Raw genomic sequence first — 25,286 nt, forward strand, 5'->3', positions numbered from 1 at the left:
GTCGAGTACCCACGGATCAGTTCTCCAGACGTGCCGCCCGCCCCTGCTCGCCGGCCGCCCAGCAGCTCAGGTCCGGCGTGCAGGCCACGGTGTCGTACGAGCCGGTGTCGACGGTCCGCCAGGTGCGGCCGCCGTCGGTGGTCAGGTCGGTGCCGGTGGGGCCGACGGCGAGGGCCGTGGTGCGGCTGTGCGGCAGCCAGGCCACGCCGGAGCGGTAGGCGGGGGGCGGGACGGCGGCGGACCGCCAGCTGCGGCCGCCGTCCGGGGTGACCGCGGCCGCCTGCGGTGAGGCCTGGTCGGGGCGGTAGTCGCCGCCGACCGCGAGGCCGTGGGCGCGGTCCCGGAAGGCGAGGGCGAAGACGCCCTTGGCCGGATCGCCCGCCGGGATCGTGGTGTCGGCGGCGGTCCAGGTCAGGCCGCGGTCGGCGGAGTGCAGCACGCGCGCGTGGGCGCCGCCGCCGGTGGCCAGCCAGGCGTCCTTCGGGCCGGAGGTGACCAGGCACTGGCCGCTCGCCGCGAAGCCCGCCTCGCCGGCCAGGGCGGCCGGCATGCCGTCGTCGGGCAGCACGCGCCACGAACGGCCGCCGTCGCTCGTCGACAGGATGCGGAATCCGCCGTCGACCGGGTCGCTCATGGCGAGGCCGTGGCGGCGGTCGAAGAAGGCCATGCAGTCGTAGAAGGCGGCGGGGTCGGTGTTGCGGAAGGCCTCCGTCCAGCTCCGGCCGCCGTCGTCGGTGCGGTAGACCCGGGACGCCTCGCCCTCGCCGATGGCCAGCACCACCGCGTGGCGCGCGTCGAACGCCTCGACGTCCCGGAACTGGAGGTCGCCCGCGCCCGGCGGAGAGACGTTCCGCCAGCTCGTCCCGCCGTCCGTGGTGCGCAGCACGGTGCCGCCGGTGCCGGCCAGCCAGGCGGTGCTCCGGTCGACGGCGGCCAGTCCCCGGAACCGCACGCCCGGGGTGCCGGTGTCCTTGACCGCCCAGTGCGGGGCCCGTGTCGTGGCCCGCGCGGAACCGGCGGTCAGCGCGGCCAGCGCCGCGGTGCACACCACCCCCACCGCGACCGCCCGCCCGGTACGCCGGGCCCGTCCTGTACGTCGCGTGCTCCCCAAGCGCCTCATGGCGCGCGAAGCTAGCCCACCACGACCGCGTCGTCCAGAGGGCCCCGGCCTCCGGCAACCGGTAAGCCGCGGGTGTGAATAAGCCCGGTGACAGAGGTCACTCGCCCCTCCTGTGCACGGATCGGCCGCTTCCTTCGTCTCATCCAGTGCCAGGTCTCACACGCCCGGGAATCACCACCGTCACGAGGGAGCAAGGCGTTGTCCACCGTCATCGAGCAGCCCGTAGAGGCCCGCCTGGTCGCCGCGTCACCGCGCATGCCGAGCATTCCCGCCACCCTGCGCTACGACCGCGAGGACCCCTTCGCCGTATGCATGACCTTCCCGGCTCCGGCCACCCTGGAGGGGGTCGACGTCTGCTGGACGTTCTCCCGCGAGCTGCTGGCGGCCGGGCTGCACGCGCCCGAGGGCGACGGGGACGTCCGGGTACGGCCGTACGGCTACGACCGGACCGTGCTGGAGTTCCACGCCCCGGAGGGCACCGCCGTCGTCCATGTGCGCACCGGCGAGATACGCCGGTTCCTGGAGGCGACCGGCGACCTGGTCCCCGCCGGTCTGGAACACCTCCAGCTGGACCTGGACCAGGACCTGGCCGAGCTGATGCGGGACGCCTGCTGACCCGGTGCTTCAGCGCCGGCCGGGCGGGAGAGGCGGGGGCGCGCTTCCGAAGGGTGTGCGGGTTCGTCATGCGGCCGGCTCGGCCGGCCGGGCCGGGGCCGGCAGGAATCCGCCGCCGACGTGGGACGGTGGCCGGTGGTTAATCGCGTTGACACCCCGTAAGGCCCCTCCTACCGTTGACGACGGTTCTGTTGCCGTCGATTGGAGAAGGACGTTGCTCGTCTGAGGTTCTGAGACACCGCGTCACACCTGTGAGGTGTGTCTGTGGCGTTCGGCCTCGGCGTGTGAGCCGTCCTTCCGGCGCAGGATCCCTTCCTGGCCTTCGGCTTCTGCCTCGCGGTGTCTCGACACGCGTCTGTCCCCGACACCGCAAGCAACCGCGAGGCGCCCATGTCTGCTTCCGTCACCGTCACCTCCCTGTCCTTCGCCTGGCCCGACGGCTCCCCCGTCTTCGAGGGCCTGGACGTCTCCTTCGGCCCCGGCCGCACCGGCCTGGTCGGCGTCAACGGATCGGGGAAGTCGACGCTCTTGAAGCTCGTCGCCGGCGAGCTCACGCCGGCCGACGGCACCGTCAAAGTGGCCGGCGAGGTCGGCTGCCTCCCGCAGAACGTCACGCTCGACACCGCCCTGCGCGTCGACGAGGCGCTCGGCATCGCCGCCCGGCGGGCCGCGCTGCACGCCATCGAGGCGGGCGACGCGTCCGATCGGCACTTCGAGGCGCTCGGCGACGACTGGGACGTCGAGGAGCGCGCGCTGGTCACCCTCGGCGAACTCGGGCTCGGCCACATCGGCCTGGACCGGACCGTCGGCGAGGTGTCCGGCGGCGAGTCGGTGCTGCTGCGACTGGCCGCGCTGCTCCTTCGGCGGCCGGACGTGCTGCTGCTCGACGAGCCCACCAACAACCTCGACCTGTACGCCCGCAAGCGGCTGTACGCGGCCGTGGCGTCCTGGCCCGGCGTGCTGATCGTGGTCAGCCACGACCGGGAACTCCTCGAACTGGTCGACCAGATCGCCGACCTGCGCGCCGGGGAGGTCACCTGGTACGGCGGCAGCTTCTCGGCGTACGAGGAGGCACTCGCCGTCGAGCAGGAGGCGGCCGAGCGCATGGTGCGGGTCGCCGAGGCCGACGTCCGCAAACAGCGGCGCGAACTGTCCGACGCCCAGGTGAAACTGGCCCGCCGCAAGCGGTACGGGCAGAAGATGTTCGAGCAGAAGCGCGAGCCCAAGATCGTCATGGGGGCGCGCAGGCGGGCGGCGCAGGAGTCCGCGGGCAAGCACCGCATCATGCACGAGGAACGCCTCGCCGAGGCCAGGGAACGCCTGGACGAGGCGGTGGAGGCGGTCCGCGACGACGACGAGATCCGCGTCGAACTGCCGTACACGGCCGTACCGCCGGGCCGGAACGTGCTGACCCTGGAGAACCTGGAACTCGCCCACGGCCCGCGGGTGAAGGGGATCCTCGATCTGCGCGGCCCCGAGCGGATCGCGCTGGTCGGGCGCAACGGTGCGGGCAAGACGACACTGCTGCGGACGATCGCCGGGGAGCTGGCGCCGGTCGCGGGCGAGGCGCGCACGCACGTGCCGACGCGTTTCCTGCCGCAGCGGCTGGACGTCCTCGACGAGGAGCTGACCGTCGCCGAGAACGTGACCCGGTTCGCGCCGGACGCCGGCAACAACCGGATCCGGGCCCGGCTGGCCCGCTTCCTGTTCCGGGGCGCCCGGGCCGACCAGAAGGCGGGGACGCTCTCCGGCGGCGAGCGCTTCCGGGCGGCGCTGGCCGCGCTGCTGCTGGCCGAGCCGGCACCGCAGCTGCTGATGCTGGACGAGCCGACGAACAACCTCGACATGGCGAGCGTCCGGCAGCTCACCACGGCCCTGGAGTCGTACGCGGGCGCCCTGATCGTGGCCAGCCACGACCTGCCGTTCCTGGAGTCGATCGGGATCACGCGGTGGCTGCTGATGGCGGACGGGGAGCTGACGGGCACGACGCCGGACGAGGTGGCCGGTCTCGGGGAGGGCACAGCCTGACGTCAGGGGTTTTGTCGACACGTACCCGCCCTGCATGATGGCGGTCCGGCGCCCCGCCATGGGCGCCGGACCGAACCCCGACCCCGGAGACCCGTCGTGCCCAGCAAGAAGGCCCTCATCCGCCGCCCCAGCCCGCGCCTCGCCGAAGGCCTGGTGACGCACGTCGAGCGGGAGAAGGTCGACGTCGAGCTCGCCCACGAGCAGTGGGAGGCGTACGCGGAGGCGCTGCGCGCGCACGGCTGGGAGACCGTCGAGGTGGACCCGGAGGACGAGTGCCCGGACTCGGTGTTCGTCGAGGACACGGTCGTCATGTACAAGAACGTGGCGCTGATCACCCGGCCCGGCGCCGAGTCCCGGCGCGAGGAGACGGCCGGCGTCGAGGAGGCGGTGGCCCGCCTCGGCTGCTCGGTCAACTGGATCTGGGACCCGGGCACCCTGGACGGCGGTGACGTCCTCAAGGTGGGCGACACCGTCTACGTCGGCCGCGGCGGGCGGACCAACGCGGCCGGGGTGCAGCAGTTGCGGGCCGCGTTCGAGCCGCTGGGCGCGCGCGTGGTCGCCGTGCCGGTGAGCAAGGTGCTGCATCTGAAGTCGGCGGTGACCGCGTTGCCCGACGGAACGATTCTGGGGCACATCCCGAACATGGACCGACCCTCGCTGTTCCCGCGGTTCCTGGCCGTGCCGGAGGACGCGGGCGCCCATGTGGTGCTGCTCGGCGGCGGCAAGCTGCTGATGTCGGCGAGCGCCCCGAAGACCGCGGAGTTGCTGACCGACCTCGGCCACGAGGTGGTCACGGTGGACATCTCCGAGTTCGAGAAGCTCGAGGGATGTGTGACGTGCCTCTCGGTGCGGCTGCGGGAGCTGTACGCCTGACGGCTGATCGATCCGCCACTTCGGACCCGGACCTGCGGGTCCCGGGTCTGTCCGGCATGACGCGCGCCTTGTCCACCGGGCCTGATCAGCAGCCTTTACAGCGCACTTAACCTACGGTTTCGTAACCTACGGTTTCGTAGCTTACGATCTCGTAGGTTTCCGGCCCCGCTCGCCGGTCTTCGTTCATCCGCTCGTGTTCGGCGTCCCCCTGGAGTTCTCGTGACGATCACTTCTCCCCCTTTCGACAGCCCGTCCGTGTGGACCGATACGCGGCTGCTGTACGCCCTGGAGGAAGTGGTCGAGAAGGAGCTGAACCGTCATCTGAAGGTCGCCAAGGACTGGATGCCGCACGAGTACGTGCCGTGGAGCGACGCCCGTAACTTCGAGGGATTCTTCGAGGACGGTCTGGCCTGGGGCAAGGAGCAGTCCAAGGTCACCGAGATCGGCCGGACCGCGCTGGTGGTGAACCTGCTCACCGAGGACAACCTGCCCAGCTACCACCACGAGATCGCCTCCCTGTTCGGCCGGGACGGCGCCTGGGGCACCTGGGTGCACCGCTGGACCGCCGAGGAGGGCCGGCACGGCATCGTGATGCGCGACTACCTGCTCGCCTCGCGCGCGGTGGACCCGGACAAGCTGGAGCAGTTCCGCATGGCGCACATGAGCGAGGGCTTCGAGTCGGACAACCGGCACTCGATGCTGCACTCGATCGCCTACGTGGCCTTCCAGGAACTCGCGACCCGCATCTCGCACCGCAACGCCGGCCACCAGTCCGGCGACCCGGTCTGCGACCGCATGCTGGCCCGCATCGCGACCGACGAGAACCTGCACATGGTCTTCTACCGCAACCTCCTGAAGTCGGCGTTCGAACTGGCCCCCGACCTGACCATGCAGGCGGTGCGGGACGTCGTGGTCAACTTCCGCATGCCCGGCCACGGCATCCCCGGCTTCGAGCGCGCCGCCGCCCAGATGGCGATCGGCGAGGTCTACAACCTGCGCATCCACCACGACGACGTGCTGCAGCCGGTGCTGCGCCACCTGAAGGTCCTGGAGATCGACGGTCTCGGCCCGGAGGGCCTGCAGGCGCAGGAGGAACTCGGCCTGTTCATGGGCGGCCTGGACGCGGAGGCCTCGAAGTTCGACGAGAAACTGGCCGCGCGCAAGGCACGGATGGCGGCGCGCGCCGGCGCGTGACGCCAGGGCGGACGGGCGCCCGGATCTTCCGGTGCGCCCTGTCGGCGGCCTGCGGCATCATGCGCGCACGCGTGCTGACACCGCCTCCGGCCGGGCGGTCCGCATCCTGCCGGACCTGATCGGCTCCTCGGCCGACGACCGGATACGCGCGCGTGTCGGCCTGCCCCGGCCGGGGACGGCGGCGCCGCGGGCGGGGCGGCCGGATTCGAACCGGCGTGTCCGCCTGGGCAAGGCGGTTTCGTCCGCCTCTGCGCCACGTCCGGCCGCGTCCCGGACGCCAACCGGGGCGGAGCGCACGGACGTACCGCGCCTCCCTGGCGGCGGGCTCGGGGTTCAGCGGGCCGCGCGGCGCAGTTCCAGGCGTTCCTTCTCGGACAGCCCGCCCCAGACGCCGAAGCGTTCGTCGTTGTCCAGCGCGTACTCCAGGCAGGCCGAGCGCATCTCGCACATGCCGCAGATGCGCTTGGCCTCGCGCACCGAACTGCCGGGCTCGGGAAAGAAGAAGTCCGCCCCGGTCTGCGCGCACAACGCCTGCGCCTGCCAGGCCGGTACGGGCGTGCGGGGCGGGGTGATGGTGTCGAAGTGCATGGCCAGGATCGTGCCGGGCGGCGAAAAACGTTCGATCAACGCCCGCTCAACGGGACCGTGACGGACCACCGCAGCGTCGATCATGCTCCCGTGCACCACGCCCGCGCACGGCGGCGCGCGGAACGGATCCGAAACTCGGCGGTCGTGTCGGGTGACCCACGGTAACCGGTTCGCGGCGGGCGTGGTCCTGCAGCGGTTGTCAGTGGGCGGTGGAAGACTCGGCGCAGCAGTGAACAGGACCCTTCCGAGGAGGGCGATGATGCTCACCACCCGTTTCGTCGACGGTGCTCCCAACTGGATCGACCTCGGCACTCCCGAGATCGACGGCGCCGTCTCCTTCTACCACGGTCTCTTCGGCTGGCGGTTCCAGTCGGCGGGCCCCGACGCCGGCGGCTACGGATTCTTCCAACTGGACGGCAGGACCGTCGCCGGCGGTATGCAGACCACCCCGGAACAGGGTCCGCCGTCCTGGACGGTGTACTTCCGCAGTGCGGACGCGCAGGCCACCGCGAAGGCGGCCGAGCAGGCGCACGGCAGCGTCCTCACCCAGCCGACGGACGTGCTGGACCGGGGCCGCATGGCGATCCTCGCCGACCGGGCGGGCGTGCCCTTCGGCGTCTGGCAGCCGGCGCGCACCAAAGGTGTCGACCTGGCGGGCGATCCGGGTTCGCTGTGCTGGGCGGAGCTGTACACCCCGGACATCGCGGCCGCCGCCGCCTTCTACCGCAAGGCGCTCGGCCTGGAGACCTTCGGCGTGCCCTTCCCCGGCGGCACCTACACCTGTGTCAACCCGGCGGGCGGTGACGAGGCGTCGGCGTTCGGCGGCATGGTGCCGCTGGCCGAGGACCCGGCCGAGGCGCAGGCGGGCGCGTACTGGCTGCCGTACTTCGAGGTCGAGGACCCGGACGCGGTGGTCGAGAAGGCCCAGCAGACGGGCGGCACGGTGCGGATGCCGGCGACCACGCTGGCGGGCGTGGGCCGGATGGCCAAGCTGGCGGACCCGTACGGCGCCCGCTTCGCGGTGCTCAAGAGCGAACCGCAGCAGGCCTGAGGCCGGATCGCGGCAGGCTCCGAAACCGGGATCCGCTAGGCGGTCGCGCGCCGTATCAGTGTCGTGGGCAGGACGACGCTGCTCGGCGCGCCCGTCGCCGACTCCCCCCGGGGCAGCGTGGACAGCAGCAGCCGGGCCATCAACCGGCCCATCTCCTCGATGTCCTGACGGACCGTCGTCAGCGCCGGTTCGCTCTGTCCCGCGACGGGCAGCACGTCGTCGAAGCCGATCACGGCGACGTCCTCGGGCACCCGGCGGCCGCGCTCGCGCAGGACACGCAGGACGCCGAGCGCGGTGAGGTCGTTGGCGGCGAACACGGCGTCCACGTCGGGGCAGCGGTCGAGGAGTTCACGCATGGCGCGCTCGCCACCGCCCGGGGTGAAGTCGCTGGCGACGACCAGCCGGGGGTCGCTCTCCCCCATCACGTCCCGGTATCCCTGGAGGCGGTCGGCCGCCGACGTCTGGTCCAGCGGTCCGGTGATGTGCGCGATCCGGGTGCGGCCGAGCCCGACGAGATGACGTACCGCCTCCTCGGCACCGCCCCGGTTGTCGCAGTCGACGTACACGGCGCTGTTCGAGCCGCCGCCCCAGCCGGGCCGGCCGCCGAACACGGTGGGGACCGCGGCGCCCTCGATCAGACCGGGCAGCGGGTCGTCGAGGTGCAGCGAGAAGACCAGGGCGCCGTCGACATGGCCGCCGGCGAGATAGCGGGCCACCCGGGCGTGGTCGTCCCGGCCTTCGGTGAGCAGCAGCACGAGCTGGTTGTCGTGGGCGGTCAGCTCCTTGCTGATGCCGCGCAGCTGGAGGGCGAAGAAGGGGTCGGCGAAGATCCGGGTCTCCGGTTCGGCGATGACGACGGCGACGGCGTCGTGCCGTTTGGTGACGAGGCTGCGGGCCGCCTGGTTGGGGACGTAGCCGAGTTCCTCGACCGCCCGCCGGACCCGCTCGACGAGGGGCTCGCGCACGCCGTCGCCGCCGTTGACGACCCGTGACGCGGTGGCCCGGGAGACCCCGGCCCGCGCGGCCACGGCCTCCAGTGTGGGGCGCGACACTGCCTCGGACACCTCGGCCCTCCTCCTCGGTGGCTGGCGATCAGCATAGCCCCGGGGGCAGGAGGCGGTGAGAGCGCTCTCGTGGCCGTGCCGTCCGCCGACGGCCGCCGGTGCGCCGCCAAGTCCGCCCGTCAGGAGGGCTGTTCGGGCCGGGCCCGGCTCGGCTGGACGCGTTTGGGCTCGCCCGGCATCTTCGGGTACTCCGGCGGATAGGGCAGGTCGCCGAGGCCGTGGTCGTGTTCGTCGCGGCGGGCGAGTTCCAGAAGGGCGTCGAGGGAGCAGGCGTGGTCGTCCATGTCCGCGTGCACATCGCCGGCCTCGGCGAACCGGGCCGGCATGGTGACGAGGTCGAAGTCCTCCGGGCGGACGTCGTCGACCTCCTCCCAGCGCAGCGGCGCGGACACGGGCGCGTGCGAGCGGGGCCGCAGGGAGTAGGCGGAGGCGATGGTGCGGTCGCGGGCGGTCTGGTTGTAGTCGACGAAGATGCGCTCGCCGCGCTCCTCCTTCCACCACTTGACGGTGACCCGGTCCGGCATCCGGCGTTCCAGCTCGCGGCCCACGGCGATCGCAGCCCGCCGGACCTGGGCGAAGGTCCAGCGGGGTTCGATGGGCACGAAGACGTGCAGCCCACGGCCGCCGGAGGTCTTGGGCCATCCCCGCAGTCCGCCGAACTCGTCCAGGACGGCGCGCAGTTCGTGTGCGGCGCGCACCGCGTCGGCGAAGTCGGTACCGGGCTGCGGGTCGAGGTCGAGGCGGAGCTCGTCGGGGTGGTCGACGTCCCCGCGGCGCACCGGCCACGGGTGGAAGGTGAGCGTGCCGTACTGCGCGGCCCACACGACCGCGGCCTCCTCGGTGGGGCACATCTCGTCGGCGCTGCGGCCGCTGGGGAAGGTGATGTGGGCGGTGGGGATCCAGTCGGGCATGTTCTTGGGTGCGCGTTTCTGGTAGAACCACTCGCCCTCGATGCCGTCCGGGTAGCGCTGCAGGGTGGTGGGGCGGTCGCGCAGGGCGCGCAGGATGCCGGGGGCGACGGCCGCGTAGTAGCGGGCGACGTCCAGCTTGGTGAAACCGCGCTCCGGGAAGAACACCTTGTCCGGGCTGGACAGCCGTACGGTCCGGCCGGCCACCTCCAGTTCCACCGCATCGCCCATGCGGCCACGGTAGGCGAGCCATCCCCCTCGCGCATGTCGCTCGACGCGGTCCGCGGGCCCGGACCGCGGGTGGCCGCGTGACGAGCGGGCGCCGGGGAGCGCTCGTAGAGTCGGGGCATGGATCTGCCGGTGATGCCGCCCGTGAAGCCGATGCTCGCCAAGCCGGTGGCGACGATCCCGCCGGACATGCAGTACGAGGCGAAGTGGGACGGCTTCCGGGCGATCGTGTTCCGGGACGGCGCCGAGGTGGAGCTGGGCAGCAGGACCGGGAAGCCGTTGACCAGGTACTTCCCCGAGCTGGTGGCGGCGTTGCGGGAACGGGTGCCCGAGCGGTGCGTGCTGGACGGGGAGATCGTCGTCGCGCAGGAGGGCCGGCTCGACTTCGACGCACTGACCGAGCGGATCCATCCGGCGGACTCCAGGGTGCGCGCGCTGGCGGAGCGGACGCCCGCCTCCTTCGTCGCCTTCGACCTGCTGGCGCTGGCCGACGAGTCACTGCTGGACGTCCCGCTGACCGACCGCCGCGCGCTGCTCACGAGGGCGCTGGAGCACGTCACCCCGCCGGTGCATCTGGCGCCGGCCACGACCGATGTCGAGGTGGCCCGGCAGTGGTTCGAGCAGTACGAGGGGGCCGGTCTCGACGGAGTCATCGCCAAGCCGCTCGCGTCGCGCTACCGGCAGGACGAGCGCGCCATGTTCAAGGTCAAGCACGAGCGGACCGCCGACGTGGTGGTGGCCGGCTACCGCCTCCACAAGAGCGGCCCGGTGGTGGGCTCGCTGCTGCTGGGCCTGTACGACGACCGGGGCGCCCTCCAGCACGTGGGCGTGTCGGCCGCGTTCCCGATGAGGCGGCGGGCCGAGCTGATCGAGGAGCTGGAGCCGCTGCGCATGGCGGACGTCTCGGGTCATCCGTGGGCGGCCTGGGCTCAGGAGGCGGCCCATGAGTCGGCCCGGCTGCCCGGCGCGCCGAGCCGCTGGTCGGGCAAGAAGGACCTGTCCTGGGTGCCGCTGCGGCCCGAGCGGGTGGCCGAGGTGGCGTACGACCACATGGAGAACGGCGCCCGCTTCCGGCACACGGCCCGCTTCCGCCGCTGGCGCCCGGACCGCACACCGCTCAGCTGCACCTACGCTCAGCTGGAGGAGCCGGTGCGCTACGACCTCGCCGAGATCCTGGGGGCGTGACCGCCGCGGTCACGGCTTCAGGAGGATCTTCACCGCGCCGTCCTGCTTGTGCTGGAACATGTCGTACGCGTGCGGGGCCTCGGACAGCGGCAGCCGGTGGGTTGCGAAGTCCTCGACGCCGAGCGGGTCCTCGTCCGTCAGGTACGGGAGGATCTGGTCGGTCCAGCGGCGGACGTTCGCCTGGCCCATGCGCAGCTGCACCTGCTTGTCGAAGAGCGTGAGCAGCGGCAGCGGGTCGGCCATGCCGCCGTACACCCCGCTCAGGGAGATCGTGCCGCCGCGGCGGACCAGGTCGATCGCCAGGTGGAGCGCGCTGAGCCGGTCGACGGCGAAGCGTTCCGCGAGGGGCGCGGCGATCTTGCGGGGCAGCAGGCCGGTCGCGGTCTGGGCCAGCTTGGCGGCGGCGCTGCCGTGCGCCTCGGTGCCGACGGCGTCGATCACGGCGTCCGGGCCCCGGCCGCCGGTCTCGTCGTGGATCGCGCGGACCAGTTCCTTCTCGTCGTCGAAGGCCCGCAGGTCGTACGTCTCGACGCCGCGGCGGGCGGCCCGTGCGAGCCGCTCGGGAACCAGGTCGACGCCGAACACCCGCTCGGCCCCGCGTGCCCTGGCGAGACGGCAGGCCATGTCGCCGATCGGACCGAGGCCGAGGACGGCGAGGGTGCCGCCGTGCGGGACCGCGGCGTACTCGAGGGCCTGCCAGGCGGTGGGGAGGACGTCGGAGAGGTAGACGAAGCGGTCGTCGGACGGTCCCTCGGGCACCTTGATGGGGCCGTAGTGCGCCTGCGGGACGCGCAGGTACTCGGCCTGGGCGCCGGGAACCGCGCCGTAGAGCCGGGTGTAGCCGAACAGGGCGGCGCCCATGCCCTCCCCGGTGACCTGGGTGGTCTCGCACTGGGTCATCAGCCCCGCCGAGCACATGAAGCAGTGCCCGCACGCGATCTGGAAGGGCACCACCACCCGGTCGCCCGGCCGCAGGTTCGGCACCTCGGAGCCGGTCTCCTCGACGATGCCGATGGGTTCGTGGCCGAGGACGTCACCCGGGGTCATGAACGGCGTGAGCACCTCGTACAGGTGCAGGTCCGAGCCGCACAGGCCGGTGGAGGTGATGCGGATGACAGCGTCCGTGGGCTCTTCGATGCGGGGATCGGGCACGTCGTCCACCCGTACGTCCCGTCGGCCCTGCCAGGTGACTGCCTTCATGGCTCGCGCTCCCTCTCTCGCGTGCGCGCCGGTTCCGGCACGCGTTCGAAACGGCGGCCCGAGCCGGGTACCCGGCGGTCCCGGACCGAACCGCCCCCGGCCACACTGCCGGGGGGCGGGGCACGTCGACACACCCGATCGGGTTCGACCAGGTATGGCCACCGATGAACTGATGAGCACACAATCAAGGGGCAGGCGGGGCGGACGAACGGGGTGACAGCGGTGGGCATGCGACAGGGGGCGCCGACGCGCCGGACCGTGCTGGCGGCGGCGCTGGCGGCCACGGTGACGTCCTCCGCGGCGGCGGGCTGCACCCGGCACGGCACGACGGACGACGGCCGCGCCCCGCAGGGCACCTCCACGCCGAACGGGCCGCACGCCACCGGATCCGTACTGGCCGTGAAGATCGACAACGTGGCCCCGGCCCGCCCCCAGACCGGGCTTGAATCGGCGGACGTGGTGTACGCGGAGCAGGTGGAGGGCGGGCTCAGCCGACTGATGGCGGTGTACGCCACCCGGCTCCCCGAGGTCATCGGCCCCGTCCGCAGCGCCCGCGAGTCGGACCTGGAGCTGCTGCGCCAGTTCGACCGGCCGACGCTCGCCTTCTCCGGCGGCCAGAAGAAGCTGCTCCCCCTGATCGGCCGGGCACCGCTGCGGGCCGAGTCGCCCGAGCAGGCGTCCGCCGCCTACTTCCGGGGCAGCGGCAGGCCGGCCCCGCACAACCTCTACCTCCGCCCGGCCAAGCTGATGGACGGGGCGCCCGGCGGGGCGGCGCTCACCACCGGATTCCACTACGGCCCGGCCCCGGCCGGCGGCACGGTCACCGCCGCACGCACCGTGCGGTACCCGGCGGCCCGCTTCACCTTCACCTGGTCGGCCGGCCCCGGCCGCTGGCTGGTGTCGGTGGACGGCACCCCGGACCGGACGACGGCCGGGGAACGGCTGACGGCCGCGACGGTCGTGGTGCAGTACGTCAGGGTGACCACGTCCCGCTATCACGACGTGCTCGGCAACTACACGCCGTACACCGAGACGGTCGGCTCGGGGAAGGCCGACGTGTTGCGGGACGGGCGGTCGTTCGAGACCACCTGGTCACGGCCGGCGGCCACGGGCGGCACGACGTTCACGGGGGCCGACGGCAGTCCGGTGAACTTCGCCGACGGACCGGTGTGGGTGGTGTTCGCGAAGGCCTAGGGCCTGTTGCGAAAGTCCCGCCTGCCGCGCGACGCCATGCACGCACTCTCGCCGCACCGGGCGAAAGCCCAAGTACATCCAGTACGAGAGCTTCCGCCCGGCACGCCGAGAGCACGCACCTGACGCCGCGCGGCCCGCCCTCCGGGCGGACGACGGGACTTTCGCAACACGCCCTAGGCGCCGCGGACGCCCAGGCCTGGCAGGGCCTGGACCCCGGAGGCGGCGGCCTCCGGGGGATTGCGCAGGCTCTCCGCCGCGTCCGCGACCCGGCGGATCAGGCCGAAGAACTGGGTCTGCTCCTCGGCCGACAGCGGGGCGAGGAAGACCTGGTTCATCCGGGCGGTGCGCACGGCGAGCTTGCGGTGGGTGCGCAGGCCGTCGTCGGTCAGGCGCAGCAGGAAGCGGCGGCCGTCCCGCGGGTCACGCACCTTGTCGAGGAGCCCGCGCCGGTCCAGCCGGCTGATGACCTCCGCGATGGTCGACCGGTCCAGTCCCACCCGCTCCCCCACGGTCCGCTGGTCCAGTCCCGGCTCGGCGACGAGCGCGTTCAGCACGGCGAACTGCGGCGAGGTGATCTCCTCCGAGACCATCGTGTTCCACAGCAGGTAGTGGGCCTGCTGAAGCCGCCGGGCCAGGTGCCCGGGGTGGGTGGTGAGGTCCACCGCGGCCATATGCGCTCCCATGGTCCGAGTTCGTTGGTGCACTGAACAATACCCGCCGGGCCCTGCCCTGTGTGTACGTCCATCCAATCATCGTCCGAGGTATTGACTGGTTTCGACGCCAGTGGCAGCGTGACGGCCATCTCGCTGAAATACTCAGTGCCCTGATTAATTCACGGAGAGACGAGGCTCACGGATGGACAAGGTGGTCGCCACGGCCGCGGCGGCGGTGGCCGGCGTACGGGACCGCGCGTCGCCGGCGGCGGTCGCGCCCACGCGGCGGAGCCGCACATGGACCACAGCCCCGCGCCCCTGAAGGGGCGCTCACCACCTAGGACCTCCCATGACACTCACCCAAGCCGATATCGACCTGGAGATCGCCGCCGAGCGCGCCGCCTACGAGAAGGGCGTGGCCGAAGGGGCCCCCGTCGAGCATCAACCGCGCCGGGACTACGCCCCCTACCGGTCCTCCGTGCTCCGGCACCCGAAACAGCCCCTGGTCGCCATCGACACCAGCAAGGATCCGGAGCTGGTGGAGCTGCACTCGCCCGCGTTCGGAGAGCGGGACATCACCGGGATAGACAACGATCTGACCCGGCAGCACAGCGGAGAGCCCATCGGGGAGCGGATCACCGTCTCCGGGCGGCTGCTGGACCGTGACGGCCGGCCCGTGCGGGGCCAGCTGGTCGAGATCTGGCAGGCCAACTCGGCGGGCCGCTACGCGCACCAGCGGGAGCAGCACGACGCCCCGCTGGACCCCAACTTCACGGGTGTCGGCCGGACGATCACCGACGCCGACGGCGGCTACCGCTTCACCACCATCCAGCCGGGCCCCTACCCCTGGCGCAACCACCTCAACGCCTGGCGTCCGGCGCACATCCACTTCTCGATGTTCGGCACGGCGTTCACGCAGCGGCTGGTGACGCAGATGTACTTCCCGAGCGACCCGCTGTTCCCGTACGACCCGATCATCCAGTCGGTGACGGACGACGCGGCCCGGCAGCGGCTGGTGGCGACCTACGACCACAGTCTGTCCGTGCCGGAGTTCTCGATGGGCTACCACTGGGACATCGTGCTGGACGGCCCCGCCGCCACCTGGATCGAAGAAGGACGCTGACCTGATGACGAAGATCGACACGAGCAGCCCGCAGAACGTGCTGCCCACCCCGTCCCACACGGTCGGCCCGTTCTACGGGTACGCGCTGCCGTTCCGCGGCGGCGAGGACATCGCGCCCCTCGGGCACCCGGACACGATCACGGTCCACGGGTACGTCCTCGACGGCGCGGGCGACCCGCTTCCCGACGCGCTCGTGGAGCTGTGGGGCCCCGACCCGGCGGGCCATGTGTCCACGACCGACGGTTCGATGCGCCGTGACCCGGCGAGCGGTGACCACCTCGGCCGCAACGGCGTGGAGTTCACCGGCTGGGGCCGGATCCAGACGGACACCGACGGGCACTGGTACGCGCGGACGCTGCGGCCCGGCGCCCGCGGCGGCAGCGCGCCCTACCTCAGCGTGTGCGTGTTCGCGCGCGGCCTGCTCGTGCACCTGTTCACCCGGATCTACCTGCCGGGCGACGACGCGGTGCTCGCCGCCGACCCGCTGCTCACCCGGGTGGGTGAGCGACGCGACACGCTGATCGCCGCCGACGAGGGCCGGGGGACCTACCGTTTCGACATCCGCCTTCAGGGCGAGGGCGAGACGGTCTTCCTGGAGTTCCTGTGAGTTCGGTGGAATACGGCGGTGGTGACGCCGGGCTGCTCGGCCCCGGGTGGTCCGGATCGGCCGCCGCGTCCGCGACCGCGGACGGCGCGTGGCTGCGGGCGCTCCTTGACGCGGAGGCGGCCCTCACCCGTGCCCAGGCCACCCTGGGGACGGTCCCGGCCGAGGCCGCGGCCGCCGTGACCGAGGCGGCCGATCCGGGCCGTTTCGACGTCGGTGCCCTCGCGGAGCGCGGCCGCGCCGGCGGCAACCCGGTCATCCCGCTGGTCGCCGATCTGACCAAGGCGGTCGGCGCGGAGTACGGACCGTACGTGCACCGGGGCGCGACCAGCCAGGACATCATGGACACGGCGACCATGCTGGTCGCCGCCCGCACCCTGGACCTGGTCCTCGCCGACCTCGGCCACGCCGAGAGGACCCTGGCCCAGCTGGCCGCCGAGCACCGTGACACGGCGATGCCGGGCCGCACGCTCACCCAGCACGCCGTTCCGACGACCTTCGGACTGAAGGCGGCCGGCTGGCGCTCGCTGGTCCTCGACGCCCGGGACCGCGTGACCCTGGTCCGGGAGTCGCTGCCCGCCCAACTCGGCGGTGCCGCAGGCACGCTGGCCGCCTTCGGCGCGTACGGCGCGGAGCACGCCGAGCAGCTGCCGGCGGCGTACGCCCGTGAACTCGGCCTGGCCGCACCCCTGTTGCCCTGGCACACCCTGCGCACACCGATCGCCGACCTCGCCGGGTGTCTCGCCCTCACGGCAGGGGCGCTGGGGAAGCTCGCCGCGGACGTGCTGACCCTGTCCCGTAGCGAGATCGGCGAGGTCTCCGAGGGCAGCGGGGGCGGTTCGTCGGCCATGCCGCACAAGGCCAACCCCGTGCGGGCGACGCTGATCGCGGCGGCCGCCCGGCGGGCTCCGCAGCTCGCAGCCGTCCTGTACGGCTCGATGGCCGCGGAGGACGAGCGGCCGGCCGGTGCCTGGCACGCCGAGTGGGAACCGCTGCGGGACCTGCTGCGGACCGTCGGCGGCGCGGCCCGGAACGCGGCGGAGCTGGCGGCGGGGCTGCGGGTGCACCCCGAGGCGATGCGCCGCCACCTCGGCCTCACCGGCGGACTGATCGTCTCGGAGCGGCTCTCCGCCGAACTGGCCCCCGTGCTCGGCCGGGCCCGCGCCAAGGAGCTGCTCACCGAGCTGGCCCGCCGCACCCGCACCGAGCACCGGACGCTGCGTGAACTCCTCTCCGAGGAATCCGACTTGAAGGACGTCGAGCTCGACAGCCTGACCGATCCCGCCCGCTACACCGGATCCGCCGGTGAGCTCACCGACCGTGCGCTGGAGCGACGTTGACCGAGAACCTCCTCAACCACCTCGTCGAGGGCTCCGCTTCGGCTCCCCCGCTGCTGCTCGGGCCGTCGCTCGGCACCTCGTACGCCCTGTGGGACGCCGTGGCACCCGAACTGTCGATCACTCACCGCGTCGTGCGCTGGAACCTGCCGGGGCACGGCGGTTCGGCGCCCGGCCTGGTCAAGGCCGGGGCGAGCGTCGGTGACCTCGCCGCCCTGGTGCTCGCGCTGGCCGACGCGCTCGGGATCGAGCGGTTCGCGTACGCGGGGGTGTCGCTGGGCGGTGCCGTGGGACTGTACCTGGCCGTCCACCACCCGGACCGGCTGGAGAACCTCGCGGTGATCTGCTCCTCGGCCCACTTCGGCGGGTCCAGGCCCTGGGAGGAGCGGGCCGAGCGGGTGCGCCGGGAGGGCGTGGAGTGGCTGGCGGAGAACGCCGGCTCGCGCTGGTTCACCCCCGGCTTCACCGTGCCGCGGCTGGTCGAGGACCAGCGGTCGGCCGACCCGGAGGCGTACGCCGCCTGCTGCGACGCACTGGCCGCCTTCGACCTGCGGGACCGGCTCGGCGAAATCGCCGTCCGCACCCTGCTGATCGCCGGCCGCCAGGACCCCGCGACCCCGCCGCCGCAGCTGCGGGAGATCGCCGACGCGGTGCCGTCGTCCACGCTGGTCGAACTGCCGGGCGCCGCGCATCTGGCGCCCGCGCAGTGCCCCGAGGCCGTCCTCACCGCGCTCCGCTCCCACCTCGACGGAGGAGCCAGGCGCGGGATGGCGGTACGCCGTGACGTGCTCGGCGACGCGCACGTCGACCGCGCCCAGGCCCGGCAGACCCCCTTCACGGCCCGGTTCCAGGACTTCATCTCGCGCTACGCCTGGGGCGAGATCTGGACCGACCCCACGCTCTCCCGCCGCGAACGCAGCATGATCACCCTCACCGCGCTGGTCGCCCACGGCCACTACGACGAGCTGGCCATGCATGTGCGGGCGGCCCGGCGCAACGGGCTGACGCCGGAGGAGATCGGCGCGGTGCTGCTGCAGACGGCCGTCTACTGCGGAGTCCCGGCCGCGAACTCGGCGTTCGCGACGGCGCAGCGGGTGCTGGCGGAGGAAGAAGAGTGACCCTGCCGGTCGTACCTCCAGCGGCACCACCCACCCGCCACCGCCGTGTGCCTAGGCTGGAGGCATGTCCACTGTTCTGATCACCGGTGCCACCGCCGGGCTCGGCCGGTACGTCGCCTTCGAACTGGTCCGCTCCGGGCACCTCGTCCTCGCCCACGGCCGCGACCCGGGCCGTACCGCGCGACTGGTCGACGAACTGCGCACCGAGGGCGCCGCGGAGGGCTTCGTCGCGGACCTGGCCTCGCTGGCCCAGGTCCGCGAACTGGGCGCGCGGGTCGCCGACGCCCATCCGGACCTGGACGTACTGGTCAACAACGCGGGCGTCGGCGCCGGCACTCCCGGCTCGGGCCGCGAACTGAGCACCGACGGACACGAGTTGCGCCTGGCCGTCAACTACCTGGCTCCGGTGGCCCTGACCCGCGTCCTCCTGCCGGTACTGCGCGCGAACACCCCGGCCCGCATCGTCAACGTGGGCTCGGCGGGCCAGGAACCCCTGGACTTCGACGACCCCGAATTCACCCGCGGCTACCAGGGGTTCGCGGCCTACTGCCGCGCCAAGTGGGCCCTTGCGGCCCACACCTTCACGCTGGCGGACGAACTGGCCGGCACGGGAGTCCGCGTGAACGTCCTGCACCCGGCGACCTTCATGGACACGGCGATGGTCCGGGAGGGCGGAGTGACGCCCTGGAGCACGGTGGCGGACGGCGCGCCCGGTGTCCTGGCCCTGGCGACGCGGGACGTGGGTACCGGGCGCTACTTCGACGGTACGAGTCCGGCACGAGCGCACGAGGCGACGTACGACCAAGAGGCGCGGCAACGCCTGTCAGCGGTGACCGGTCAGCTCCTGTCCCTGTAGCGCCCCTTCTCCCAGGGGTACGGGGCCGTCCTGATATGCGGCTGCCGCCGCGTGGGCGCGATCAGCCCCCCTCCCGCACCCGTCAACGCAGCCCGCGGCCCGTGTCCAGGACCTCCCGGGCCTGAGCGACCAGCCCGTCCGCCCCGCACGACCGGGCCAGCGCCAGCCCCCGGTTCAGCTCGGCCACCGACCGCGCGGCGATCCCGTACTCCACCCGCGCCGCCGCATGCTCGTACTGGCAGGGCGAGGCCTCCAGATAGGCCACCGCCTGCGAGGCCAGCCGCACCTGTCGCTGCCCGGTCTCCAGCGCGGCGGCGCACCGCAGCGCCTCGCCGATCGCCGTGTCCGTGCCGAACCGCTCGGCCTGCCGTCGCGCGTCACTCGCCAGTCGCGCCGCCCGCGCCGGGTCCTCGTTCGCGAGGGCCCGGGCGAGGTCGAGCGCCCAGGGCACGACCACGGGGTTGGAGTGCCCGCGGGTGGCGGCCGCCTTCTCCGCCGCCTCCAGTTCGTTCACCGCCTCCTTCGTGCGGCCGACGGCGAGCAGCAGCCGGCCGCGCACCGACCGCGGGTCCGGCATGACGATGGTGGACGGGTACGGCGGTGCGAAGCCGTACTGTTCGGCGGTCTCCCAGGCCTGCTGGACATGGCCGCGGGCGAGCAGCGTGTCGACGAGGTTGCAGGTGGCGGTCCAGTACAGGGGCAGCCGGCGGCCGACCCGCTCGGCGATCCGCAGGGACTCCCGCAGCGAGGTCTCCGCGTCCCGCAGCCGGCCGCGCCTGCGGTGGCCGAGGCCGACGTAGGCATGGGCGAGGGCGAGGTGGCCGCCGCTCCAGCCGGCGGTCTCGTAGGCGCGCAGGGCCTCGTTGTACAGGCTCTCCGCGCGGTCGAGACGGTCGGTGTAGACGTAGGAGCCGGCGAGCATCAGCAGGAGTTCCATGCCCCACTCGGTGTCCGTCCAGCCGAGGCCGGGTGCCAGCCGGCCGTTGACGAGGGCGCGGTCGCACAGCTCGACGACCTCCTCGGCGCTCTCGCCCTGGATGAGCAGGTCGAAGCCGCGCAGCATCAGCAGGGCGCGCTCGGAGTTGTCGCGGCCGGTGCACAGGGCGGCGAGGTCGGCGAGCCGTTCGGAGCTGCGCGGGGAGACGGCCTCGCCGGCGATGCCCTCCCACATGAACTGGACGGCCTGGAGGCGGAGTTTCGCGGGTCCCTCCTCGTGCCGGGCGGCCTCCGCCTCGACCGTGCGGACCGCGTCCTCCAGCTGGTCGTTGTGGAGGAGGGCCTGGGAGAGCCGGAAGACGGCGTCGACGCGCTCGGGACCGGTGAGGCCGGACATGCCGAGGGCGCTTCGCAGATGGCCGATGGTGACGACGGGTTTGGTGAGCAGGGTGGCGCAGCCCAGTTCGTAGAGCACGCGCGCGTGGACCTCGGGGAGGGGCGGTTCGCGCAGGGCGCGTTCGAGGCAGCGGCGGGCCGCGTCCGGGGCGCCGACGGCGAGGTGTTCCTTGGCCGCGTCCCGCAGCTGTTCGACGAGTTCCTCGTCGTCGTCCGGGTGCACCTTCAGCAGATGGCGGGAGGCCTCGGCGATGCCACGGCCGTCGTCGATGACGATCTGGGCGGCGATGCCGTGCATGGCGGTGCACATCGCGGGCGGGATGGAGTTGTAGACGGCGGTGGCGATCAGCGGGTGGACGAACTCCAGCTCACCGGTGTGGGACCGGGAGCCGGCCGGGTCGGGCGCGGTGAGGATACGGGCGGTGCGCAGCAGTTCGGCGCAGCGCTCGGCGTCGTCCACGGCCATGCTGGCGAGCTGGGCGACGAGGTCGACGGAGATGCCGGTGCCGAGGATGGCGGCGGCCCAGGCGAACCGGGTGGCGTCGACGCCGAGGCCTTCGAGGCGGGTGACGAGTCCGCCGCCTCTGGCCGACCGGTTGAGGGCGCGCAGTTCACCGGCCCGGGCCTCGACGGGTTCGACCTCGCTGTCCTGGACCTTGGCGAGGAGTTCGACGGTCTCGTAGGGGTTGCCGCCGGTGACGGCCCACACCTCGCGGCAGAACGGGGCGTCGGCGTGCTCGCCGAGGGTGGCGCGGGTCAGGCCGGCGGTGGCGTCCGGGGTGAGGGCGTCGATGGTGCGGACGGGGCGGCCGGCCGCGGCGGCCACGGCGTCGAGGTGGCGGGCGCTGTCGCCGCTGACCCCGCCGGGGCGGCGGGCCACCAGGACCAGCACGGACAGGTCGTCGAGGCGTTCGACGAAGGCGGCGAGCCAGGCCAGGGTCTCCTGGTCGGCCCAGTGCGCGTCGTCGATCAGCAGGACCAGCGGCCAGTCGCGTCTGGCGAGCCGGCGGACGGCCGCGACCAGGCCGTCGCAGACGCCCTGCGGGTCGGCCCGGCGGTCGCCGGGGTCCGTCAGCCCGAGGGCGGGGCCGGCGATGTCGTACCAGTCGCCGAGGTACTCGCGGGCCTCCTCGGGCAGCAGAGAGACCAGGGCGGGCTGGAGCAGCTGCCGTACCACGTGGAAGGGCACGCTGCGCAGGGTCTCGACGCCTCGGGTGGACCAGACGGTGCAGCCACGGCGTTCGGCGATGCGGCGGGTCTCGGCCAGCAGCGCGGTCTTGCCGATCCCGGCCTAGCCGTGCAGCACCAGCAGGTTTCCCGAGGTGGAACGGTCGGCGCACAGGACGTCGAGCGCCTCGGTGACGACGGCTGTCTCCTCCTCGCGCTCCCAGAGAGGGGCCGAGGCGCCTCCCGGGGGCTGCTCCTCCGTCATCGCGTTACCTCCCCAAGTCGCCCGAACGACGTACAGACCACGAGCCTAGTCGTCCGGTTGACGGTCCGGAGGCGGGTCCGGACAGCAGTTGCCGCGACGGGTGAAAGCGGGTTCGCCCCGGACGACGCGGGAGCCTCGCCACCAGCGTTCGCGCACGTCGAGACCGTCAACAGCGCACGAACGTCACCGCGCCTCCTCGGACTCGCCTACGTCCTGTCCAATGCCGGGTTCCCGGGCGGTGCGGGCCTCATCATCACGAAGACGGTGCGGCGCACCGGGAACCCCGACGTTCCCGGCTGCCACGCGGCGGCGACCCGCGCGGTCAGCGCCCTCGCGCTGCTCGGGTCGCCGCGGAGAAGGCGGGTCGAGAGGCGGGTTGGGACAGTGCTGGTGATCGGCCTGATGTCCGGGACGTCGTACGACGCGGTGGACGCGGCGGCGGCCGAGTTGCGGCTGCTGGACGGCACGCTGCTGCTGAAGCCGCTGGGGATGGTGAGCACGCGGTACGACGAGGAGTTGCGGGAGGCCCTCGCGGGGTCGCTGCCACCGGCCGCGGTGCCGCTGGCCCGGGTGTGTCTGCTGGACACCCGGATCGGTCAGGCGTTCGCGGCGGCCGCGGTCCGCGCTGATCGCGAACTGTGCGGCGGCCGTGCCGAGTTGGTGGCCTCGCACGGGCAGACGGTCTATCACTGGGTGACGGACGGCCGGGTGCACGGCACTCTTCAGCTCGGGCAGCCGGCGTGGATCGCGGAGGCGACGGGGCTGCCGGTGGTCTCCGACTTCCGGCCGCGCGACGTGGCCGCCGGGGGCCAGGGGGCTCCGCTGGTGAGCCTGGTCGACCTGCTGTGGCTGCGCGGCCGGCCGGGGACGCCGGTGGCGCTGAACCTCGGCGGGATCGCCAACCTCACCGCGCCCGACGGCACGGCCTTCGACACCGGGCCCGGGTGCGCGCTGCTGGACGCGGCGGTCCGGGAGTTCACCGGCGGGCGGCTGGCGTACGACGTGGACGGGGCGCTCGCGGCGCGCGGCCGCCCGCAGGAGCCGCTGCTCGACGAGCTGCTGGCCGAGCCGTACTACGCGCTGCCCGCGCCGAAGACGACCGGCAAGGAGCTGTTCCACGCCGGGTACTGGCGGGCGCCGGCGGGCCTGTCGGCCGAGGACGCGCTGGCGACCCTCACGGGGCTGACCGCCCGGACGGTGGCGGAGGCGGTGCGGGGCGTGGCGGCGACGGAGGTGATCGCGTCGGGCGGCGGCACCCGCAACCCGGTGCTCATGCGGATGCTGGCCGGACTGCTCCCGGGGATCCCGGTGCGCGTCTCCGACGAACTCGGCCTGCCCGCGGCGGCGAAGGAGGCGTACGCCTTCGCGGTCCTCGGTTTCCTCACCGCGCACGGCGTCGCGGGCACGGCCCCGACCGCCACCGGCGCCCGCCACCCGAGCGTCCTCGGCTCCCTGACGCCGGGCCGCGGCGGCCTGCGCCTCCCGCCGCCGGCACCGGGGCCGCCGGTGCGGCTGCGGATCGAATGAGGCGGGCCGGACCACCTCGTCCGGACCGCGCCGGATCGGGTATCGGCCACGTTCGGACCGCCTCGCGCGAACATCGCCGGATCCTCTCATCCGACTTTCACCGATGCCTCATACGGTGGGGGCATGACGCAGGTGACTCCTCCCGGGTGGTATCCCGATCCCGGGCAGACAAGTGACGGTCCGGCGACCGAACGCTGGTGGGACGGCAAGGCCTGGACGGAGCGGACCCGGCCCGCCGGGTCGGCCGCGGACTGGGGTCCCCCGCCGCAGCCGCCGGCCGACGGGGCCGAGCAGGCCTTCCCGGCCGAGGGGGGCACCCCGGCACACCCGGCGTATCCGGCACACCCGGCGTACCCGGCCGACGGGTCCTACCCCGCGTACCCGGGTCATCCGGGGTACCCGGCGCCGCCGGCCCCCGCCAGGCGCGGACTGCGTACCGGCGTTGCCGTCGGTGTCGCCGTGGCGGTGCTGGCCGCCATCGGGGTGGGCGTGTGGGCGCTCACCGCCGACGGCGGCGACAACGGCGGTCAGCAGGCCTCGCAGCAGGGCCAGGGCGGGTTCGGCCAGGGCGGCCCCGAGGGGCAGAACGGCGGCCAGGGCTTCCCGTTCGGCGGGTCGGGCGGCGAGTCGGGTTCCGGTGGCACCGACGGGGGCGCGTCGCCGTCGCCGGGCCAGTCCGAGGCGCCGAAGATCAAGGGCGGCGGCAGGGTGCCGGACCCGGTCAACGCCATCAGCGTCCCGGTGCCGGACGGCTGGACCGGGCAGACGATCAACTACGGCGCGAACGTCAGCTCCGACGACTCCTACAAGTGCCCGGGCGACACCTCGCAGACCTGCACCGCCGGCGGTGCCTACTCGGCGCCCGCGGTGTTGCTGGGCACCAAGGGGGACACGGCCGAGGAGGTCGCCAAGGCGGACATCTCGGCCAACGCGCGGAACTCGTACGGCGGCAAGAGCTACGGCTCGATCACCTCGCACCAGGTGCTGGCCTCCAAGGCGGTCACGGTGGCCGGGCAGAAGGGGTACATGGTCCGCTGGAAGGCGATCACCAGCAAGGGCGCCGACGGCTACGTCGAGTCGCTGGCCTTCCCGTCGCCCGCGAACGCCCGGCAGATGGTCGTGGTCCGGTTCGGCGTCGACGTCGGTCAGCAGGAGTCGGTCATCGACACCATCACGAGCGGCATCAAGGTGTCCTCGGGCAGCGGCAACGGTTCGAACGTCTGAGCTGCGCCGGTCCCCGGACAGCAGTCGGCCGGGTGGAGCGCCCCTCCGCTCAAAGGGGCACCCCACCCGGCCGGGGGGTGCGCGCCGCCCCCGTCCCCACGGTGCGGCGCGAGCAGGTCACCGTCCAGTCATCCCGTGGACGGCGGCCTGGGTCCTAGGCCAGTCCGAGTGCGGGCAGCGCGACGGCCTCCACGAAGCGGACGAGATAGTCGGCGTCGGCGTACTCGCCGGTGAGCACGGGCCGCACCCGCAGGACGCCGAACATCATGGCGGGCACGTAGTCCAGCGCGGGATGCCCCTCGGGCACCTCGCCGCGCACGACACCGCGCTGCAGGATCTCCTGGAGCGCGGCGATCTCGGGTTCGACGAGTGCCTCGCGCAGCGCCTGCGCAAGTTCCTCGTCCGAGTGCACCGCGTGCCCCAGCGCGGCGAGCAGCCTGGTGTCCTTGCGGGACCAGTCACCCGCGACCCGCGCCACCTCGCGCAGGTCCCCGGCGAGTGACCCGGTGTCGACGCCGGCGAAGCGCACCTCACGGTTGGCCCGCAGCGCGGCCGCGACGAACTGCGGTTTCGTCTTCCACTGCCGGTAGAGGGTGGACTTGCTGCACCGGGTGCTGGCGGCGATCCCCTCCATGGAGACGGAGTCGTAGCCACACTCGCGGATCTGTTCGAGCACAGCTTCGAAGAACTCCCGCTCACGCTCCGGCGTGATCTTGGAGCGGCGCGAGGCTGCGACCGTCTCCGGTCCGTCCGCGGCCTGCGACGTCATGTGCTCTTCTCCTCACTCGCGCATCACTTGCCGATCACTTCCGCCCCGCCCGCCGTTCGGCCG

The 25,286-nt window shown here is 73.1% G+C and carries 23 protein-coding genes and 1 tRNA gene; 14 read left to right on the forward strand and 10 right to left on the reverse strand.

Going from position 1 to position 25,286, the window contains the following annotated elements:
* Positions 1–16 precede the first annotated feature (16 nt).
* A complete protein-coding gene (locus LQ326_RS26540; protein ID WP_234540462.1) occupies positions 17–1,048 on the reverse strand; it encodes a beta propeller repeat protein in 1,032 nt (343 codons plus the stop codon).
* Positions 1,049–1,318: 270 nt separating this feature from the next.
* On the opposite strand from LQ326_RS26540, the gene ssgD reads away from it, so the two are divergent.
* From ssgD to LQ326_RS26560, 4 genes are all read left to right on the forward strand, one after another.
* The gene (ssgD, locus tag LQ326_RS26545) at positions 1,319–1,735 is read left to right on the forward strand and encodes a spore wall synthesis regulator SsgD (RefSeq protein WP_234540378.1); all 417 of its coding nucleotides are present in this window, start codon (positions 1,319–1,321) and stop codon (positions 1,733–1,735) included.
* Positions 1,736–2,125: 390 nt separating this feature from the next.
* Complete coding sequence (locus LQ326_RS26550) at positions 2,126–3,763, forward strand: ABC-F family ATP-binding cassette domain-containing protein (protein ID WP_234540379.1); 1,638 nt, start codon at positions 2,126–2,128, stop codon at positions 3,761–3,763.
* A 96-nt stretch (positions 3,764–3,859) separates the two neighbouring features.
* Positions 3,860–4,636, forward strand: coding sequence for a dimethylargininase (gene ddaH / locus LQ326_RS26555; protein ID WP_234540381.1), 777 nt, complete (start codon positions 3,860–3,862; stop codon positions 4,634–4,636).
* Between the two features lie 219 nt (positions 4,637–4,855).
* Positions 4,856–5,830 carry an acyl-ACP desaturase gene (locus tag LQ326_RS26560; protein ID WP_234540382.1) on the forward strand — a complete coding sequence of 325 codons (975 nt, stop codon included), beginning with the start codon at positions 4,856–4,858 and terminating at the stop codon, positions 5,828–5,830.
* Positions 5,831–6,021: 191 nt separating this feature from the next.
* Here the strand turns inward: LQ326_RS26560 and LQ326_RS26565 are convergent.
* A tRNA-Gly gene (locus LQ326_RS26565) sits at positions 6,022–6,087 on the reverse strand.
* Positions 6,088–6,163: 76 nt separating this feature from the next.
* Entirely contained in the window at positions 6,164–6,418 is a 255-nt protein-coding gene (locus tag LQ326_RS26570) for a WhiB family transcriptional regulator (RefSeq protein WP_234540465.1), read from the reverse strand.
* Positions 6,419–6,677: 259 nt separating this feature from the next.
* On the opposite strand from LQ326_RS26570, the gene LQ326_RS26575 reads away from it, so the two are divergent.
* Positions 6,678–7,469, forward strand: a complete 792-nt coding sequence (locus LQ326_RS26575; RefSeq protein WP_234540466.1) for a VOC family protein — start codon at positions 6,678–6,680, stop codon at positions 7,467–7,469.
* Between the two features lie 35 nt (positions 7,470–7,504).
* On the opposite strand, the gene LQ326_RS26580 is transcribed toward LQ326_RS26575, so the two are convergent.
* Both LQ326_RS26580 and ligD read right to left on the reverse strand, forming a co-directional pair.
* Positions 7,505–8,533 (reverse strand): LacI family DNA-binding transcriptional regulator, encoded by a 1,029-nt coding sequence (locus tag LQ326_RS26580; RefSeq protein WP_234540384.1) that lies wholly within the window; start codon positions 8,531–8,533, stop codon positions 7,505–7,507.
* A gap of 119 nt (positions 8,534–8,652) precedes the next feature.
* Positions 8,653–9,672 (reverse strand): non-homologous end-joining DNA ligase, encoded by a 1,020-nt coding sequence (gene ligD, locus LQ326_RS26585; RefSeq protein WP_234540386.1) that lies wholly within the window; start codon positions 9,670–9,672, stop codon positions 8,653–8,655.
* A 117-nt stretch (positions 9,673–9,789) separates the two neighbouring features.
* Between ligD and LQ326_RS26590 the strand changes: the two genes are divergently transcribed.
* Positions 9,790–10,854, forward strand: coding sequence for an ATP-dependent DNA ligase (locus LQ326_RS26590; RefSeq protein ID WP_234540388.1), 1,065 nt, complete (start codon positions 9,790–9,792; stop codon positions 10,852–10,854).
* 9 nt (positions 10,855–10,863) lie between these two features.
* On the opposite strand, the gene LQ326_RS26595 is transcribed toward LQ326_RS26590, so the two are convergent.
* Positions 10,864–12,054, reverse strand: coding sequence for a zinc-dependent alcohol dehydrogenase (locus LQ326_RS26595; RefSeq protein WP_234540389.1), 1,191 nt, complete (start codon positions 12,052–12,054; stop codon positions 10,864–10,866).
* 228 nt (positions 12,055–12,282) lie between these two features.
* Here LQ326_RS26595 and LQ326_RS26600 point away from each other — a divergent pair, with 228 nt between their 5' ends.
* Positions 12,283–13,248 carry a DUF3048 domain-containing protein gene (locus LQ326_RS26600; RefSeq protein WP_234540468.1) on the forward strand — a complete coding sequence of 322 codons (966 nt, stop codon included), beginning with the start codon at positions 12,283–12,285 and terminating at the stop codon, positions 13,246–13,248.
* Between the two features lie 173 nt (positions 13,249–13,421).
* Here the strand turns inward: LQ326_RS26600 and LQ326_RS26605 are convergent, their stop codons facing one another.
* A complete protein-coding gene (locus tag LQ326_RS26605) occupies positions 13,422–13,919 on the reverse strand; it encodes a MarR family winged helix-turn-helix transcriptional regulator (RefSeq protein ID WP_234540470.1) in 498 nt (165 codons plus the stop codon).
* A gap of 331 nt (positions 13,920–14,250) precedes the next feature.
* On the opposite strand from LQ326_RS26605, the gene pcaH reads away from it, so the two are divergent.
* The 5 genes from pcaH to LQ326_RS26630 all read left to right on the forward strand — a co-directional run bounded on the left by pcaH (position 14,251) and on the right by LQ326_RS26630 (position 18,939).
* Entirely contained in the window at positions 14,251–15,024 is a 774-nt protein-coding gene (gene pcaH / locus LQ326_RS26610) for a protocatechuate 3,4-dioxygenase subunit beta (RefSeq protein ID WP_234540390.1), read from the forward strand.
* A 4-nt stretch (positions 15,025–15,028) separates the two neighbouring features.
* On the forward strand, positions 15,029–15,631 hold the full coding sequence (gene pcaG / locus LQ326_RS26615; protein ID WP_234540392.1) for a protocatechuate 3,4-dioxygenase subunit alpha: 603 nt from the start codon (positions 15,029–15,031) through the stop codon (positions 15,629–15,631).
* 5 nt (positions 15,632–15,636) lie between these two features.
* A complete protein-coding gene (pcaB, locus tag LQ326_RS26620) occupies positions 15,637–16,968 on the forward strand; it encodes a 3-carboxy-cis,cis-muconate cycloisomerase (RefSeq protein WP_234540472.1) in 1,332 nt (443 codons plus the stop codon).
* A complete protein-coding gene (gene pcaDC / locus LQ326_RS26625) occupies positions 16,965–18,083 on the forward strand; it encodes a bifunctional 3-oxoadipate enol-lactonase/4-carboxymuconolactone decarboxylase PcaDC (protein ID WP_234540393.1) in 1,119 nt (372 codons plus the stop codon). Before pcaB ends, pcaDC begins: the two co-directional genes overlap by 4 nt.
* Positions 18,084–18,147: 64 nt before the next feature.
* Positions 18,148–18,939, forward strand: a complete 792-nt coding sequence (locus LQ326_RS26630) for an SDR family NAD(P)-dependent oxidoreductase (protein WP_234540395.1) — start codon at positions 18,148–18,150, stop codon at positions 18,937–18,939.
* Positions 18,940–19,021: 82 nt separating this feature from the next.
* Here LQ326_RS26630 and LQ326_RS26635 read toward each other — a convergent pair whose 3' ends face one another.
* Positions 19,022–21,556: an ATP-binding protein gene (locus tag LQ326_RS26635; RefSeq protein ID WP_234540474.1), complete on the reverse strand. Its 2,535-nt coding sequence runs from the start codon at positions 21,554–21,556 to the stop codon at positions 19,022–19,024.
* Positions 21,557–21,562: 6 nt separating this feature from the next.
* A complete protein-coding gene (locus tag LQ326_RS48385; protein WP_234540397.1) occupies positions 21,563–21,703 on the reverse strand; it encodes a hypothetical protein in 141 nt (46 codons plus the stop codon).
* Positions 21,704–22,087: 384 nt separating this feature from the next.
* On the opposite strand from LQ326_RS48385, the gene LQ326_RS26650 reads away from it, so the two are divergent.
* Complete coding sequence (locus tag LQ326_RS26650) at positions 22,088–23,230, forward strand: anhydro-N-acetylmuramic acid kinase (RefSeq protein ID WP_234540476.1); 1,143 nt, start codon at positions 22,088–22,090, stop codon at positions 23,228–23,230.
* A 123-nt stretch (positions 23,231–23,353) separates the two neighbouring features.
* Positions 23,354–24,454: a DUF2510 domain-containing protein gene (locus LQ326_RS26655; protein WP_234540398.1), complete on the forward strand. Its 1,101-nt coding sequence runs from the start codon at positions 23,354–23,356 to the stop codon at positions 24,452–24,454.
* 154 nt (positions 24,455–24,608) lie between these two features.
* On the opposite strand, the gene LQ326_RS26660 is transcribed toward LQ326_RS26655, so the two are convergent.
* Positions 24,609–25,223, reverse strand: a complete 615-nt coding sequence (locus tag LQ326_RS26660; RefSeq protein WP_234540399.1) for a TetR/AcrR family transcriptional regulator — start codon at positions 25,221–25,223, stop codon at positions 24,609–24,611.
* Between the last annotated feature and the right edge of the window lie 63 nt (positions 25,224–25,286).

The organism is Streptomyces shenzhenensis, from assembly GCF_021462265.1.
Taxonomy (GTDB): Bacteria; Actinomycetota; Actinomycetes; order Streptomycetales; family Streptomycetaceae; genus Streptomyces; species Streptomyces shenzhenensis.